This is a genomic window from Enterococcus sp. DIV1682a (assembly GCF_051711005.1).
GTDB lineage: Bacteria > Bacillota > Bacilli > Lactobacillales > Enterococcaceae > Enterococcus_B > Enterococcus_B hirae.
Window position 1 is genome coordinate 799,305 of record NZ_JBIOLT010000001.1, and the last position, 15,399, is coordinate 814,703.

Below are 15,399 nucleotides of genomic sequence, written 5' to 3' on the forward strand. Positions count from 1 at the left end.
TCTTCGCAGCATATCATTCGTGTTTTGTTTTGTGTTTCGCTTTTTCTTTTGTGTGCGGTGTCATTATCTAGGTCAGCTTCAACGCTGGTTCAATCATTTGCTCCTAATAATTTTCCTATGCTAGAATGAAACTGTAAAGAAGGAGGTTATTAGTATGGGTTGGATATGGACTTTAATCGTTGGTACAGTCATCGGAGCCATTGCTGGAGCAATTACCAGTAAAGGAAATTCTATGGGTTGTATCACAAATATCATTGCTGGATTGATTGGTTCAAGTATCGGTCAAGCAATTTTTGGTAACTGGGGACCACATGCAGCTGGTATGGCACTTATTCCATCAATTTTAGGCGCAGTTATTTTAGTGGCAGTTGTTTCATTCTTTTTTGGGAAACGATCATAATCAAATAGATTAACGCTTAGCCAATAGTTTTGCAGATAGAAGTAAATAGTTAAGGCAGATCTGAAACTGATTTGTCTTAACTATTTTTGTTTTACTAAGTTTATTAAGAAAATTTGTTTTATCTGCTGTGTCAGAAAGAAAATTTGCTATAATAGAAAAAAGAGAGCAAAGAAAGAAGGAATTTCATTTATGATGCTACGAGTAGAAAAATTGCGTAAAAAGATGCAAGAAGAAAATTTAGATTCATTTTTGATCACTAGTCCATATAATCTTCGTTATTTGACTAATTTTACTGGTACGACAGGCTTAGCGGTCATCACATTGGAAAAAGCCTTTTTTATTACTGACTTTCGTTATACCGAGCAAGCAGCAGCTCAAGCTCAAGGATTTGAGATCATCAAAAATGTAGGACCGATTTTTGAAGAAGTAGCTGACTTAGTTCAAAAAGAAGGACTACGTGAACTTGGTTTTGAAGAAACAACTGTTTCCTTCTTAGAATATTCGGTATTAGAAGAGATCATTGATGCGCAACTGATTCCTATTTCGGGCATGATTGAAGAACTTCGAGAAATCAAAGACGAAGAAGAAATTGCGATTATTGAAAAAGCTTGTAGTATTGCAGATTTGGCATATGACCATATTCTCAAGATGATTCAACCGGGAATGACAGAGATCGAAGTTGCCAACCAATTAGATTTTTATATGCGTTCACTAGGAGCGTCAGGTGTTTCTTTTGAAACAATCGTTGCTAGTGGTTTACGCTCAGCTATGCCACATGGAGTTGCTAGCAAAAAAATCATTGAACAAGGCGATTTAATCACAATAGATTTTGGATGCTACTATGAAGGTTATGTTTCTGATATGACACGAACATTTGCGATTGGTGACCCAGGAGAACAATTAAAAGAAATTTATCAAATCGTTCTTGAAGCCCAACTAGCAGTTCTGGAAGTAGCTAAACCAGGAGTTACCGGTAAGCAACTAGATGCTGTAGCTAGAGATTACATTACGAAACATGGTTATGGCGAAGCTTTTGGACACTCAACAGGACATGGAATTGGCTTAGAGATCCATGAAGGACCCAATGTTTCAGTTCGAGCTGAGAAACAATTTGTTCCAGGAAATATTATTACCGACGAACCAGGCATTTACTTACCAGGTATCGGTGGCGTTAGAATCGAAGATGATTTATTGATTACTTCTGATGGAAATCGCGTGTTGACGCATTCACCAAAAGAGTTGATTATTTTATGATGAGCGTAGCCTAAAGCATCATTCACTCAGACTTTGTTATAGAAAATCACTTGATTTAATGATACACTATAGAAGACAGCAAGCTTTGAAAACAAAGCGTAATTTGTTTGAGAAAAAGACTCTCAAATAGGCAAGTGAACAGTTTACCTTTATACGTTTCGAATGAAGAATAAGTGAAAGAACGGTTCATTCGTAGGCAACAATCTGTGTAGAGGCAAAAGGAGGAATAGATAAAATGGCAGAGGACAAAAATTTAGTTTTGAATGCGACTCAAGAGCTTGGTGAAATTGTCATTGCGCCAGAAGTCATTGAAGTGATTATTGGTATCGCTGCTTCAAAAGTAGAAGGCGTTTATGGGATGCGTGGAACATTTGCCAGCAACGTAACGGAATTATTAGGGCGTGCAGCGCATGGTAAAGGTGTCTATTTAGTAAATGATGAAGATGGGTTAAAAGTAGATCTTTATTGCTATTTAGAATATGGGGTTTCTGTTCCCAGAGTAGCGATGGAAATGCAAGAACGCGTGAATCAGCAAGTTCTTTTCATGACAGACATTGCTTTAGCAGAAGTCAATGTTCATGTGGTAGCAGTCGTACCGGAAAAACTAGAACAACCAGCAATTGAAGAACTTTTTGAAGACGAAGAGGAAGAAAATGAATAAAGAATTATCAAGACACGAAATTCGTGAAATGGCTTTACAAGCATTATTTCCATTAGATTTTAATGCTGATTTGACCAAAGAAGACGCAATTTTTCATGCAATTGAATTGGATCACAAAGAAATGATCAATGAAGAGGAGTCAGAGTTTGTTCCTGTTTATTTAGATACATTGGTTGGCGGTGTGTGTGCGAAAAAAGGCGAATTAGACCAAACCATTGAGAAGCACCTCAAAGGAAACTGGCGCATCAATCGTATCTCTAAGATGGATTTGATCATCTTGCGTATCGCCATCTTTGAAATGAAGTACATTGAAGATGTACCATCCGCAGTCGCATTGAATGAAGCCATTGAACTAGCCAAAACTTTTAGTGATGATCAATCACGTAAGTTTGTCAACGGTGTATTATCTAATGTTTTAAAAGAGATTGAAGCTGGGGCATAGTCCCAGCTTTTTTCTATGAAAACAAGGAAACGGGTTCTAAAAGCTTGTTTATCTATGGTAGAATGAAAGCACAAAAAAATCTGGGAGTGATCGTATGGCAGAATTGATTAATGGAAAAGAACTAGCTGAAAAAATGCAAGCAGAGATTGCGATAAAAGTGAGCGAATTAAAAACAAAATCGATCTCCCCCGGATTGGTCGTTTTATTAGTAGGAGAAAATCCAGCCAGTCAGGTTTATGTACGTAATAAAGAACGTTCCGCAAAATCAATTGGGATCCATTCAAAAGTTGAACGTTACCCAAGCACGATCTCTGAAGAAACGTTGTTAGCTGAAATCGAAAAATATAATCAAGACCCAAATTTTCACGGGATTCTTGTTCAGTTGCCATTGCCGAAACACATTGATGAAGAAAAAGTCTTATTAGCAATTGATCCTAAAAAAGATGTAGATGGTTTTCATCCAATGAATTTAGGACGATTATTAGCTGGTAACCCGGATAAGATTCCTTGTACGCCATATGGCATCATGAAAATGTTCGCAGCTTATGATATCGATTTGGCAGGGAAACGGGCGCTGGTGATCGGACGTAGCAATATTGTAGGGAAACCAATGGCACAATTATTATTGATGGCAGATGCTACAGTAACGATTGCTCATTCAAAAACGGCTAACCTTGCTGAACTTGCAAAAGAAGCTGATATTTTAGTCGTAGCGATTGGGCGAGGCCATTTTGTTACTAAGGAATTTATCAAACCAGGCGCAGTGGTGATCGATGTTGGTATGAATCGTGATGAGCATGGGAAATTGATCGGTGATGTAAAATTTGATGAAGTAGAACCTTTAGCAAGCTATATCACTCCAGTCCCTAAAGGAGTAGGACCTATGACGATTACGATGCTGATGTATCAAACCGTGCTGGCTGCTGAAGCAGGTGAGTAGATGACACAAGAATATTTAACAGTAACCACATTAACCAAGTATTTAAAAAGGAAATTTGATGTAGACCCTTATCTTGAAAGGGTCTATTTAACAGGTGAAATCTCGAATTTTCGTTTGAGAGCAAATGCACATCAATATTTTAGTTTAAAAGATGACCATGCGAAAATCTCAGCAATCATGTTCAAAGGTGCATTTCAAAAATTACGTTTTCAACCTAAAGAAGGGATGAAAGTATTAGTTGTCGGACGGATCTCTCTTTATGAAGCTTCTGGTTCTTATCAGATTTACGTTGAACACATGGAACCTGATGGTGTAGGAGCGCTATATCAAGAATTAGAAGAACGAAAAGAAAAATTGCGAAAAGAAGGTCTTTTTAAGCCGGAACATAAGCAAGCTCTTCCACGTTTTCCAAAAAGAATTGCAGTTTTGACCAGTCCAAGTGGTGCAGTTATCCGAGATATCATCACAACTGTCAAAAGACGTTACCCCATCGCCCAACTCGTCCTATTCCCAACGGTGGTGCAAGGAAATCAAGCAGCTGACAATATCGTTGAAAATATCCGTCGTGTTGAAGAACTGGGAGATTTCGACACGATGATCATTGGACGTGGCGGCGGATCGATTGAAGACTTGTGGCCATTTAATGAAGAAAGAGTAGCACGTGCCATTTTTGAGGCACGAACACCTGTGATTTCTTCAGTTGGGCATGAGACGGATACTACTATTGCTGATTTAGCAGCAGATGTACGAGCAGCCACACCGACGGCGGCAGCTGAATTAGCTGTTCCTGTTTTATCTGAAGTATTGTTGAAGCTGAAAGAACGGCAAGCAAGGCTTGAACAGGCCTTTTTGCGTCAAATTCAACGCAAACAAGAACGTTTTGAACGAGCAAAACAATCATATGTTTTCCGTCAACCGGAACGTCTGTATGAAGGACAAACAATTAAGCTTGATCAGTTCAAACAGCGCTTGTTCCAAGCGACACAACAAATTTATCATTTGAAAGAAAAACAAACGGTTCGTTTGAACCATCAGTTGGCACAAGTTGCACCGACTTATCGAGTGAAATCTGCCAAGCAAGAAACAGACTACTTAGAGAAGCGGTTAGCTGAAAAAATGGAACAATATATGCAGAGCCAGCAGCAACGTTTCCAACAAGCGATTCAATCATTAGATTTGCTTAGTCCGTTGAAAATCATGGGGCGAGGATACAATTACACCACAATCGAAGGGCGTGTCGTGAAAAGTGTGACAGAGATGAAGCCTGAGGATACGATCACGATCCATTACCAAGACGGACAAGTGAATGCTACGGTACAAGAAGTAGAAGAAGGAGAATGATCAATATGGAAAATCCGACATTTGAGGAATCATTACAAGAATTAGAAAAAATTGTCATGGAATTAGAACAAGGTGATGTACCTTTAGAATCTGCTTTAGATGCTTTTAAACGAGGAATGGAATTAAGTAAGCATTGCCAAGATACTTTAACTAAAGCTGAAAAAACCTTGACGAAAATGATGTCAGAGGCAAATGAAGAAGTTACTTTTGAAGGAAATGAGGAAGCATAATGAAGTTGGCTGATTTTTCAACGATCCATCTATCTTCTGTAGAAGAAGAAATTGTTTCTTTTCTAAATGACTACACTTCTGATGAACAGTTGAAAGAAAGTATGCTTTATTCCGTTCGCGCTGGAGGCAAACGGATTCGTCCTTTGCTTTTACTTAGTACAGTAGCTGCGTTTGGCGAATCGATCAATACAACAACTTATCAAGTAGCAGCTGCTTTGGAAATGATCCACACGTATTCGTTGATTCACGATGATCTTCCGGCAATGGACAATGATGATCTACGCCGCGGGAAACCAACAAACCATAAAGTCTACGGAGAAGCACTGGCTATTTTAGCAGGAGATGGGTTATTGACAGGTGCCTTTCAACTAATCAGTATGGCTCATTTAGCAAACTCACCAAAACTTTTACTGCTGCAACAATTAGCAATCAATGCGGGAACCCAAGGGATGGTTGCTGGTCAAGCAGCGGATATCGAGGGAGAAACAAAACAATTAACATTAGAGGAATTAATGTTTATCCACGAAAGAAAAACTGGTCGCTTGATGCACTACGCTTTATTAGCGGGAGGAGTATTAGCAAACCAACCGGAGGAAGTTTTAGCTAGCCTACAAAAATTAGCCAGTCATCTAGGCCTTGCTTTTCAAATTCGTGATGATCTGCTCGATGTGGTTAGCACGACTGAAGTATTAGGTAAAACAGCTGGTAAAGATGCTAAAATGGAAAAAACGACTTATCCAGGTTTATTAGGTATCGAAGAAACAAAAAGCGCACTTGAAAATGAGATTGATGCGGCGAATCGAATGATTGATCAGTTAGAACAAACGGTATGTTCATTCGATGGACAACTTTTACGTCAATTAGTTCAGCAATTCAGTGTATAGAAATGGAGAAAAAAATGGAAAAAGAACGCGTAGACGTTTTAGCAGTCAAACAAGGCTTGTTTGAAACGAGAGAGCAAGCCAAACGTTCAGTTATGGCTGGTTTGATCTATAACGAAAAAAATGAACGTTTCGATAAGCCAGGGGAAAAAATCCCTGTAAGTAGTGAATTACAGATTAAAGGCAAAAAATTACCTTATGTTTCTCGTGGAGGATTGAAATTAGAAAAGGCGCTAAAGGTATTTGATTTATCTGTAGAAGGTAAAATATTATTGGATATTGGAGCATCAACGGGTGGTTTTACCGATGCGGCTTTACAAAATGGTGCAAAAATGAGTTATGCTCTGGATGTTGGGTATAATCAATTAGCTTGGAAAATCAGACAAGATGAACGAGTTGTAGTAATGGAAAGAGCGAATTTTCGTTATGCCAAACCAGAAGATTTTCAAGAAGGAACCCCAGAGATTGCCGTCATCGATGTATCATTCATTTCTTTACGTTTGATGTTAGTGCCATTACACGAAATTTTAGTTGACGGTGGCGAAGTGATTGCTTTGATCAAACCACAATTTGAAGCGGGGAAAGAAGCAGTTGGTAAGAATGGGATCGTTCGTGACCCTCAAACACATGTACAAGTGATTGAGGATATTTTACACTTTGCTGCGATGCATGGGTATGATGTATTAGATTTAAGTTATTCGCCAATAACCGGTGGAGAGGGGAACATTGAATTTTTAGCCCATTTGAAAAAAGTTTCTGATCAAGGAACGTTATCTCCAGATGTGGCACCCGAAAAGATCGTCCAAGAAGCCCACAACCAGTTTAACCACAAATAATGACGGGCAAGCAATAAAGAAGACAGCGGATTCTTCTTTATTAAGCGTTTGAAATAAGCTATCATAGTAAGGAAGAATACGTAAAGGAGCGAAGAACGTATGCGAAAAAAAGATCGGCATCGTTTGATTACCCGGCTACTAAATGAAAATGATATCAGAAAACAAGAAGAATTTGTGGAGATCCTGAAAAACAAAGGGATTTCAGTGACGCAGGCAACGATTTCCAGAGATATCAAAGAACTCAAACTCATCAAAGTTCCTGCAGCTGATGGAGGTTATCGCTATAGTCTTCCTGCAGAAACTACTGAAGACGTTAGTACGAAATTAGAAAAGTTATTGAAAGATGCATTTGTGGCTGTTGATCAAATGGAAAAATTTGTCATTTTAAAAACTTTACCAGGCAACGCTTCTGCTGCGGCTAATTTAATTGATAAACGATATAAAAAAGAATTGTTTTCCATCATTAATGATGACGATAATGTGTTGATGATCACACGAACAGAAGAAGATGCAGTTGCATTGAAAATGGATTTTTTACATTACCTTTGAGTTGAGGAGTGGTTGCCTTGTTACAAGAGATCAGTATTACTAATTTTGCGATTATTCCGGAATTGCATTTGTCTTTCCATAAAGGAATGACAGCTCTAACTGGCGAGACCGGGGCAGGTAAATCGATTATCATTGATGCCCTTGGATTACTGGCTGGTGGTAGAGGCTCCAGTGATTATATTCGCCAAGGAGCCGATAAGTGTATCTTAGAAGGGTTGTTTGAATGGCCAAGTCAAGAAGGATTTACTGAATTGATGGAAGAACTTGGCATCGAATCAGATGGTGATAACTTGATTGTTCGTCGTGATATGGCATTAACGGGTAAAAATGTCTGCCGAGTCAATGGACATATTGTTACGCTGGCAAACCTTAGAAGGATCGGAAGTTATCTAGTTGATATTCAAGGACAAAATGAACACCAAGAGCTATTACAACCAGAAGCTCATTTGAATTTATTGGATCGTTTTGGTGATCGTATTTTTCAACAACAAAAGAAAAAATATCAAAAAGAGTATGCTATCTATCGTGAGCTCGAACGAAAAATGCGGAAAGTCCAACAAAATGAAAAATCATTTGTTCAACGGATTGACATGCTTCATTTTCAACAAGAAGAAATCGCAGCAGCTGATTTACAAGTTGGCGAAGAGGAACAGTTAAGCGAGGAAAGAGAAAAATTAAGCAATTATCAAAAGATCGTGGATAGTTTTGCTAGTGGTTATAGTGCATTGAGTGCGGGAGAACCCAGTAGTGTGGATAACGTTGGTTTAGCTGTTTCTGAACTACAAAGCATTGCTCATCTAGATAATGAATATGAAGCAATCGTTGAGAATGTTCAAAGTGCTTATTATTTACTTCAAGATGCCATTGGTGACATGAGTCGCCAAATCGATCTGCTGGAATTGGATGAAAACCGATTAGAAGAAGTCAATCAACGGCTTGAATTGATTCGTCAGTTGAAACGCAAATATGGGGAGTCAGTGGAAGCAATCCTTGATTATTACGAAGAAATCACTAAAGAACTGGATTCTTCTGATTTCTCAGAAGGTCAACTAGAAAAGATGCAACTGGAATTAACTAAAAAAGAAACGTTCTTGCAAGAACAAGCATTAGCACTGCATAAAACAAGAAAAAAAATCGCTAAAGAACTAGAAAAATCAATCTTAACAGAATTAAAAAGTTTATATATGGAAAACACGGAGTTTGAAGTCCGTTTTTCATCTGAAAAAAATGGACAATTAGATGCTAATGGATTGGACCAAGTGGAATTTTACATAACCACAAATCCTGGAGAACCATTGAAGCCATTAGTAAAAGTCGCCTCGGGTGGGGAACTATCACGTATGTTGTTGGCGTTAAAAACTATTTTTTCTTCAGAACAAGGTGTGACTAGTATCATTTTTGATGAAGTGGATACAGGAGTAAGCGGTCGAGTTGCCCAAGCGATTGCAGATAAGATCTCACAGATCTCATGTCACTCACAAGTTTTGTGTATTACCCATCTACCGCAAGTCGCTGCAGTTGCCGATTTTCAATACTATATTCAAAAAGAAGTCATTGATGGGCGTACCCAAACATCGGTTACCGAACTACAACCCACACAACGAGAAACCGAAATTGCCCGAATGTTAGCTGGAAGTGAAATTACCCCACTAACAGTCGAGCATGCCAAAGAATTATTACGCTTAGCAAGTAAATAGAAAAATAGGTAGAAGCCTGAGCAGTCTAAGAGAAGAGGATATCTTAGAATGAACAGTTATTTGACTCAGAGATGCTACTTGTATGGCAGCAACTAAAACGACACTTGGCTTTCTTATAAAAAACGAACCATTAGCAAGCGAACATTCTTTCCTAGCAAGGTAAAAAACAAGTCCCGCACTTCTTTTTGGGAAGTGCGGGACTTGTTGGTTTTTAAGCCATTCTTACATGACACTCATAACTGCAGTCAAGACAACTGAACCAATCGTTAAGATCAACATGGTCCAAACAACGAATTTAGTGATTTTTGAAAAAGTACTTGTTTGTTTATTCTCGCGCATAATTTTTACCTCGAAATTTTTTAGTTGTCTTTAGTTTAACTCCTTTTACTTTTCTTCACAAGGGGACGGTTACAAAAACTTTCCCTTTTTTAAATAATAAGCAGTAGCAATACTGATAAAAATCATCAGTAGAATAATCCATAAAAACGCATCGTCCCTTCCTGCAATAGGAAGCTTGATATTCATTCCATATAGACTACCAATGATGGTCGGGATCGTTAAGATGATCGTTAAAGAAGTTAAAATTTTCATAATATTGTTTAGATTATTAGAAACAATCGCTGAAAAGGTTTGATTCATTTGTTCAACTAGTTTTAATTGAATTCGAGCGGTAGTGCGTGATTGTTCGGTTTCAATAATCACATCATGGAGATGATTTTTTAAAGCGTGGTTTTCTTGAATCGTTTTGTTTTTTACTAAGGTTTTTAAAGTGGTCAAGTTAGCCGTGGTTGCTTCTTTGAAATAAACCAAGCTTTTTTGGATATCCATGATTTGATACAGTTGACTATTTTCTGTTGAGACACGCAATTGTTTTTCCAAGACATCGCATTGTGATTGTAAGGTGCTGAGATAAGTATTGTAGGAAAAAGTAATTTGCCACAATAATTGCATGAAGATATTTAAGTTGGCTGGTAAATCATTTTCAGTAAAAGCTTGACTAAATACTTTTTTCAAAAAGAGTGGTTCATGATTCGTAATTGTGATAAGCTTTTTTTTAGGTGTCACAATAATAGAAAAAGGGTAAGTATCTACTTGAAAATAGCCGCTTGGGCTTGTTTTTGGAAACGGGTATTGCAATAATAATAACGCTGGTTTTGTTAATTTGGTCTGATTAAATTCTTCTTCTCGTGAATTTTCAGCATCGTCTAAAATAGAAGTAATGTAATCAGACGGAATTTGAAATTGGTGTGTGATTTGCTGGATTTCATCTTCACTTGGACGTTCGACGCAATACCAAATCGTCTCTGCTGTTTCTTTTTGAGTATTGACCAATTGTCGATCCTCGATAGAAAAATACTTGATCATTTTTGAACCTCCTAATACGCTCTTTCATCTATTATAACGAATATCAGAATAGAACACAGTGAAAGAGCTTGGAAAATGGGATTGGCTAGGAACAGGAAAAAGGTAGTATTAAAGGAGTGGACTCATACAATTTGGATTAGATTTTTATCTAAGAAGTAAAAATAGTAGAAAACTTTATAAATTTAAAATAAATGAAATAGTTGTGTAAAATACATCAGGTATACTTGAACCAACTATGAAAGGGAGTTTTGTTAGATGGGCACTTTTACGCCACTTGTTTTATTTTGGTATATCTTTCCAGCCATCGTGTTGTTTGGCTGTAATTTTTTAGTGAAAATTTTTTCATTAGATCGTCGTTTTAAAATCAAAGCGCCTGATCTTGCCGTTCCTTTTTTATGGGGAGGGATGCATGCATTGTCACGCAATTCTGCGACAGTTTCCTTCTTGCCTTTCTTTATGATTTCACTTTTGTTGATGGCGATTTGTATCGCTGTATTCCAGGCGTATTACTATGATGAAATTATCTATTCACGTTATCTTAAAATGACTTGGCGTTTAGCTTTCTTGTTAACAAGTGGTTTTTATGTCGTTTTAATCGTCTTAAATCTTCTCTCGTATCTTTGATAAAAAGCCAATCAAGCTGTAAAAAGTCTTTAAAAAGACTTTTTACAGCTTGATTCTTAAAATTTTTTTTACTAATAAAAAAGTTATTCTCTGATTTCCCATAAAAGGTGGTAGAAAGTGGGGGATTGTGGTAGACTAATTTTAGTTAGTGGAGAGATGGGGGTAGTTTCAATGTTCATGGGCGAATTTCGGCATAATATTGATACAAAAGGTCGTATGATCGTACCTTCAAAACTTCGTGAAGAGTTAGGTGAACAATTCGTTCTCACGCGTGGATTAGATGGCTGTCTTTTTGGCTATCCAATGAAAGAGTGGGCGAATTTAGAAACAAAACTGAACGACATGCCTTTAGCGAAAAAAGATGCTCGAACTTTTGTGCGTTTTTTTTACTCGGCGGCCACTGAATGTGAATTAGATAAACAAGGACGGATCAACATTCCCAGTACATTAAGAAACTACGCTGCTTTAACGAAAGAATGTGTTGTCATTGGTGTATCCAATCGAATCGAGATTTGGGATGAGGCACGATGGCAAGAATTTTCTGAAGTGGCAGCAGAAAACTTTGATGAAATTGCTGAAAATATGATTGATTTTGGACTATAAGAATAGGAAGAGGCTGACTAATGACTGAGACATTTCAACACTATACAGTCATGTTGAAAGAAACGGTAGATGGCTTGAACATCAAACCAGATGGCATTTATGTAGACTGTACACTAGGCGGTGCCGGACATAGTGAATATCTTTTGAGCCAATTAAATACAAACGGGCACCTTTATGCATTCGATCAGGATCAAAAAGCCATTGATCATGCAAAAGTACGGTTAGCCCCATACATTGAAAAAGGTATGGTTACTTTTATCAAAGCGAATTTTCGTGAATTAGAAGCAAAGATAAAAGAGCATGTTCCTCAAGTCGATGGTATTTTGTATGATTTAGGCGTATCTTCTCCACAATTAGATGAAGCTGAAAGAGGTTTTAGTTATCATCAGGATGCTCCTTTGGATATGCGTATGGATCAATCAGCACCTCTGTCAGCGTATGACGTTGTTAATGAGTATTCCTATAATGAATTAGTAAAAATCTTCTTTCGTTATGGCGAAGAAAAATTTTCTAAACAAATTGCTCGAGAAATTGAACGAGTAAGAAAAATCCATCCGATCCAAACAACTGGTGAATTAGTAGAAATCATTAAAGATGTGATTCCTGCACCAGCAAGAAGAAAAGGTGGACACCCAGCTAAACGAATTTTCCAAGCAATAAGAATTGCAGTAAATGATGAATTAGGTGCAGAAGAAGCTTCATTAGAACAGGCGATTCGGCTATTAAAAATCAATGGAAGAATCAGTGTGATCACCTTCCATTCATTAGAAGATCGAATTGTCAAAAGTATGTTCAAAGAATACAGTACCGTTCAAGATTTACCACCCGGATTACCGGTTGTTCCTGAAGAATTTCAGCCAGAGCTGAAGTTGATTAATCGAAAACCGATTCTTCCATCAGAAGAAGAACTAAGTGAAAATAATCGATCACGTAGTGCAAAATTACGGATTGCTGAAAAAATACGAGTGAAAGAGGAGTAGCGTAATGGCAGAATTAAAAAAAGTCCAAGAATATCCATATGATTTACCAGAAGTGGTTGATCAACCAGAACAACAATTGCCAGATTCAAATCAAGAAATCGTACGCCCTCAATCACCGGCTAAACGCCTAAAACATATTTCTGTTTTAGAAAAATTAGCAGTAGTAAGTATTATTTTCTCAGTAATCGCACTATGTGTCTTAACAGTCATGTTACGAACAAATATCAGTGGTGTCGAAAAAGCAATCACAACGATTCAAACAGAGATCACTCAAAAAAACCAAGAAAAAACTAGTTTAGTACAGGAAAAAAATGAATTATCACGTACTGAACGAATCAAAAAAATCGCAGAAGAAAAAGGGTTGTCAATCAATGACGACAATTTAAGGAAAGTGAAGTAAATGAGTCTTAAAAATAAATTCCGGCGGTTTATGGAAAAGAAAAATCTAAATCCGACGAACAATCGCAAAAAAGTAGGTATCATTTTATTTGCTACGAGTATTGGATTGTTCTTTTTATTTGCCGTTCGTTTTTCTTATATCGTGATCGGTGGTCACGTGGCAGGAACCTCTTTGGCAGAAAAGACCGAACAACTTTACAAAGGGAGCGAGGTCGTAAAAGCAAAACGTGGAACGATCTATGATCGGAATGGGGTCGCTTTGGCAGAAGATGCCACTTCTTACTCAATCAAAGCAATCCTTTCAAAAACTTATACTTCTGGTGACAAAAAATTGTATGCCGAAGAAAAGAACTTTGACAAAATCGCCGAGATACTAAATAAAAATCTCTCTATAGAAAAGAACGATGCCTTACAAATCTTAAAAGATGGCGCCAAAAATAATCTATATCAAGTTGAATTTGGTTCTTATGGAAAAAATATCAGTCAAGAGACCAAACAGAATATAGAAGACGATATGAAGAAAGCAGGAGTAGTCGGTCTGTATTTTGAAGATCATCCCGCACGGATGTATCCTAACGGCGAATTTGCTTCCCACTTTATCGGCTATGCTGTTCCAGATAAAAATGAAAATGGCTTAGTTGGAAAGCTCGGACTAGAAGCTGCTTATAATGATATTTTAAGTGGTAAAAATGGGAAGATCGTTTACCAAAAAGACAACTACCAAAATCCTCTACCAGGAACAGTGGCAGAAGAAGTGAAAGCAGTTGACGGACAAGATATCTATACGACGTTGGATAGTCGTTTACAAAGTTATCTTGAAACGCTTATGGATCAAGTGAATGAAGAATACCAGCCAGAAGAATTAACAGCCATGTTGATGAAAGCGAAAACTGGAGAAATTCTAGCAATGGGTCAACGACCTACTTTTAATCCTGAAACGATGGAAGGCTTAACCGGCAAGGATGCTGTTTGGCGTAATTTCTTAGTGCAAGATAGCTATGAGCCTGGTTCAACTATGAAAGTCTTCACGACTGCAGCAGCGATCCAAGAAGGAAAATTCAATGAGAATGAAACGTACCAATCTGGGAAAATAAAAGTTGCTGACGCGACGATCAACGACCACGATTTTGGAGCAAAAGGAGTTCTTACGATGCGACAAGCGTTATCTTGGTCAAGTAATGTTGGGATGGTAATGCTGGAGCAACGAATGGGCGGTACTTGGTACAATTACCTACAAAAATTAGGTTTTGGTCAAAGTACTCATTCAGGTCTAGATGATGAAGTAAATGGTGCTTTGCCAACAGAAAATATCGTTGACCGCGCAATGAGTTCTTATGGGCAAGCGATTGGTGTTACAAATTTCCAAATGATGAAAGCTTTCACTTCCGTCGCAAATAATGGAACGATGATCCAACCACGCTACATCAGTAAAGTTGTAGATCCTGCAACGAATGAAGAGCGTACAACGCAAACGGAAGTATTGGGGCAACCATTTTCAAAAGAAACGACCGAAAAAGTACGAGAATATATGCGTGACGTAGTTGAAAGCGAAAATTATGGTAGTGCATATGGGGTATATAGTGTGCCGGGTTATAATGTTTCAGCTAAAACTGGTACGGCACAGATTGCTTCTGATAAAGGTGGGTACCAAACTGGCGATACAGCATACTTATATTCCATCGTCGAAATGGTTCCATCTGAAGATCCAGAGTATGTTTTATACATTACGATGAAACATCCTAAGACTTACGATCGAATGGCTTTAGCTAAAATCGCTAATCCATTGATGAAACGTGCGATGGACTTCCAAGAAAGTGAAGAAGAAAATTCACCAGAAGCAAAAACAGAAAAAATCACTGTAGCAGATTACCGTAATCTAAGTGCTGACGTTGCCGCAGCAGATGCACAGAAAAGTGGATTGCAACCTATCGTTGTTGGCGATGGGAAAAAAGTGAAGAAACAATCTACTGCAAATGGTGATCAATTGATTTCTGGCGAAAAACTGATCTTGTATACAGGCGGAGAAAAACTAATGCCTGATGTCACCGATTGGTCCAAAGCAGATATTATGAAGTTAGGGAAAATCTTAGGGGTTGAAGTCACCTTCCATGGCGATGGTTACTGTAAGGAGCAAAGTTTAGCACCCTATGAAAAAATCACTGATAAAAAATTAAGTTTTACATTAGAAGAATAAGAA

General features: G+C 37.8%; 18 protein-coding genes. 16 read left to right on the top strand and 2 right to left on the bottom strand.

Annotated elements, in window-relative coordinates:
- Positions 1–154 precede the first annotated feature (154 nt).
- The 11 genes from IGJ23_RS03735 (at position 155) to recN (ending at position 9,231) form a co-directional block, all read left to right on the top strand.
- Complete coding sequence (locus tag IGJ23_RS03735; protein WP_438774630.1) at positions 155–400, top strand: GlsB/YeaQ/YmgE family stress response membrane protein; 246 nt, start codon at positions 155–157, stop codon at positions 398–400.
- Positions 401–589: 189 nt separating this feature from the next.
- Positions 590–1,654: a M24 family metallopeptidase gene (locus IGJ23_RS03740; RefSeq protein WP_010719797.1), complete on the top strand. Its 1,065-nt coding sequence runs from the start codon at positions 590–592 to the stop codon at positions 1,652–1,654.
- A gap of 235 nt (positions 1,655–1,889) precedes the next feature.
- Positions 1,890–2,315, top strand: coding sequence for an Asp23/Gls24 family envelope stress response protein (locus IGJ23_RS03745; RefSeq protein WP_010719796.1), 426 nt, complete (start codon positions 1,890–1,892; stop codon positions 2,313–2,315).
- Complete coding sequence (gene nusB, locus IGJ23_RS03750) at positions 2,308–2,757, top strand: transcription antitermination factor NusB (protein WP_010719795.1); 450 nt, start codon at positions 2,308–2,310, stop codon at positions 2,755–2,757. Before IGJ23_RS03745 ends, nusB begins: the two co-directional genes overlap by 8 nt.
- 94 nt (positions 2,758–2,851) lie before the next feature.
- Positions 2,852–3,697 carry a bifunctional methylenetetrahydrofolate dehydrogenase/methenyltetrahydrofolate cyclohydrolase gene (locus IGJ23_RS03755; RefSeq protein ID WP_063626747.1) on the top strand — a complete coding sequence of 282 codons (846 nt, stop codon included), beginning with the start codon at positions 2,852–2,854 and terminating at the stop codon, positions 3,695–3,697.
- Positions 3,698–5,038 carry an exodeoxyribonuclease VII large subunit gene (gene xseA / locus IGJ23_RS03760; protein ID WP_034698802.1) on the top strand — a complete coding sequence of 447 codons (1,341 nt, stop codon included), beginning with the start codon at positions 3,698–3,700 and terminating at the stop codon, positions 5,036–5,038.
- Between the two features lie 5 nt (positions 5,039–5,043).
- Positions 5,044–5,268: an exodeoxyribonuclease VII small subunit gene (locus tag IGJ23_RS03765; RefSeq protein ID WP_010719792.1), complete on the top strand. Its 225-nt coding sequence runs from the start codon at positions 5,044–5,046 to the stop codon at positions 5,266–5,268.
- Positions 5,268–6,152, top strand: coding sequence for a polyprenyl synthetase family protein (locus IGJ23_RS03770; protein WP_010719791.1), 885 nt, complete (start codon positions 5,268–5,270; stop codon positions 6,150–6,152). The genes IGJ23_RS03765 and IGJ23_RS03770 overlap by 1 nt, the downstream gene beginning before the upstream one ends.
- 14 nt (positions 6,153–6,166) lie before the next feature.
- Positions 6,167–6,985: a TlyA family RNA methyltransferase gene (locus IGJ23_RS03775; protein ID WP_010738204.1), complete on the top strand. Its 819-nt coding sequence runs from the start codon at positions 6,167–6,169 to the stop codon at positions 6,983–6,985.
- A 99-nt stretch (positions 6,986–7,084) separates the two neighbouring features.
- On the top strand, positions 7,085–7,534 hold the full coding sequence (gene argR / locus IGJ23_RS03780; RefSeq protein ID WP_010719789.1) for an arginine repressor: 450 nt from the start codon (positions 7,085–7,087) through the stop codon (positions 7,532–7,534).
- Positions 7,535–7,551: 17 nt separating this feature from the next.
- Entirely contained in the window at positions 7,552–9,231 is a 1,680-nt protein-coding gene (gene recN / locus IGJ23_RS03785) for a DNA repair protein RecN (RefSeq protein WP_178286560.1), read from the top strand.
- A gap of 222 nt (positions 9,232–9,453) precedes the next feature.
- On the opposite strand, the gene IGJ23_RS03790 is transcribed toward recN, so the two are convergent.
- Together IGJ23_RS03790 and IGJ23_RS03795 are read right to left on the bottom strand one after the other, a co-directional pair.
- Complete coding sequence (locus tag IGJ23_RS03790; protein WP_010719787.1) at positions 9,454–9,570, bottom strand: DUF4044 domain-containing protein; 117 nt, start codon at positions 9,568–9,570, stop codon at positions 9,454–9,456.
- Positions 9,571–9,639: 69 nt separating this feature from the next.
- Positions 9,640–10,596, bottom strand: a complete 957-nt coding sequence (locus tag IGJ23_RS03795; protein ID WP_096709308.1) for a magnesium transporter CorA family protein — start codon at positions 10,594–10,596, stop codon at positions 9,640–9,642.
- A gap of 255 nt (positions 10,597–10,851) precedes the next feature.
- Here IGJ23_RS03795 and IGJ23_RS03800 point away from each other — a divergent pair, with 255 nt between their 5' ends.
- The 5 genes from IGJ23_RS03800 (at position 10,852) to IGJ23_RS03820 (ending at position 15,396) form a co-directional block, all read left to right on the top strand.
- Positions 10,852–11,220 carry a DUF3397 domain-containing protein gene (locus tag IGJ23_RS03800; protein ID WP_010719785.1) on the top strand — a complete coding sequence of 123 codons (369 nt, stop codon included), beginning with the start codon at positions 10,852–10,854 and terminating at the stop codon, positions 11,218–11,220.
- Between the two features lie 171 nt (positions 11,221–11,391).
- Positions 11,392–11,823, top strand: coding sequence for a division/cell wall cluster transcriptional repressor MraZ (gene mraZ, locus IGJ23_RS03805; protein WP_014834189.1), 432 nt, complete (start codon positions 11,392–11,394; stop codon positions 11,821–11,823).
- Positions 11,824–11,843: 20 nt separating this feature from the next.
- Positions 11,844–12,803 (top strand): 16S rRNA (cytosine(1402)-N(4))-methyltransferase RsmH, encoded by a 960-nt coding sequence (gene rsmH, locus IGJ23_RS03810; RefSeq protein WP_053766114.1) that lies wholly within the window; start codon positions 11,844–11,846, stop codon positions 12,801–12,803.
- Between the two features lie 4 nt (positions 12,804–12,807).
- Entirely contained in the window at positions 12,808–13,203 is a 396-nt protein-coding gene (ftsL, locus tag IGJ23_RS03815) for a cell division protein FtsL (RefSeq protein ID WP_010719782.1), read from the top strand.
- The gene (locus IGJ23_RS03820; RefSeq protein WP_010719781.1) at positions 13,204–15,396 is read left to right on the top strand and encodes a penicillin-binding transpeptidase domain-containing protein; all 2,193 of its coding nucleotides are present in this window, start codon (positions 13,204–13,206) and stop codon (positions 15,394–15,396) included.
- Positions 15,397–15,399 lie beyond the last annotated feature (3 nt).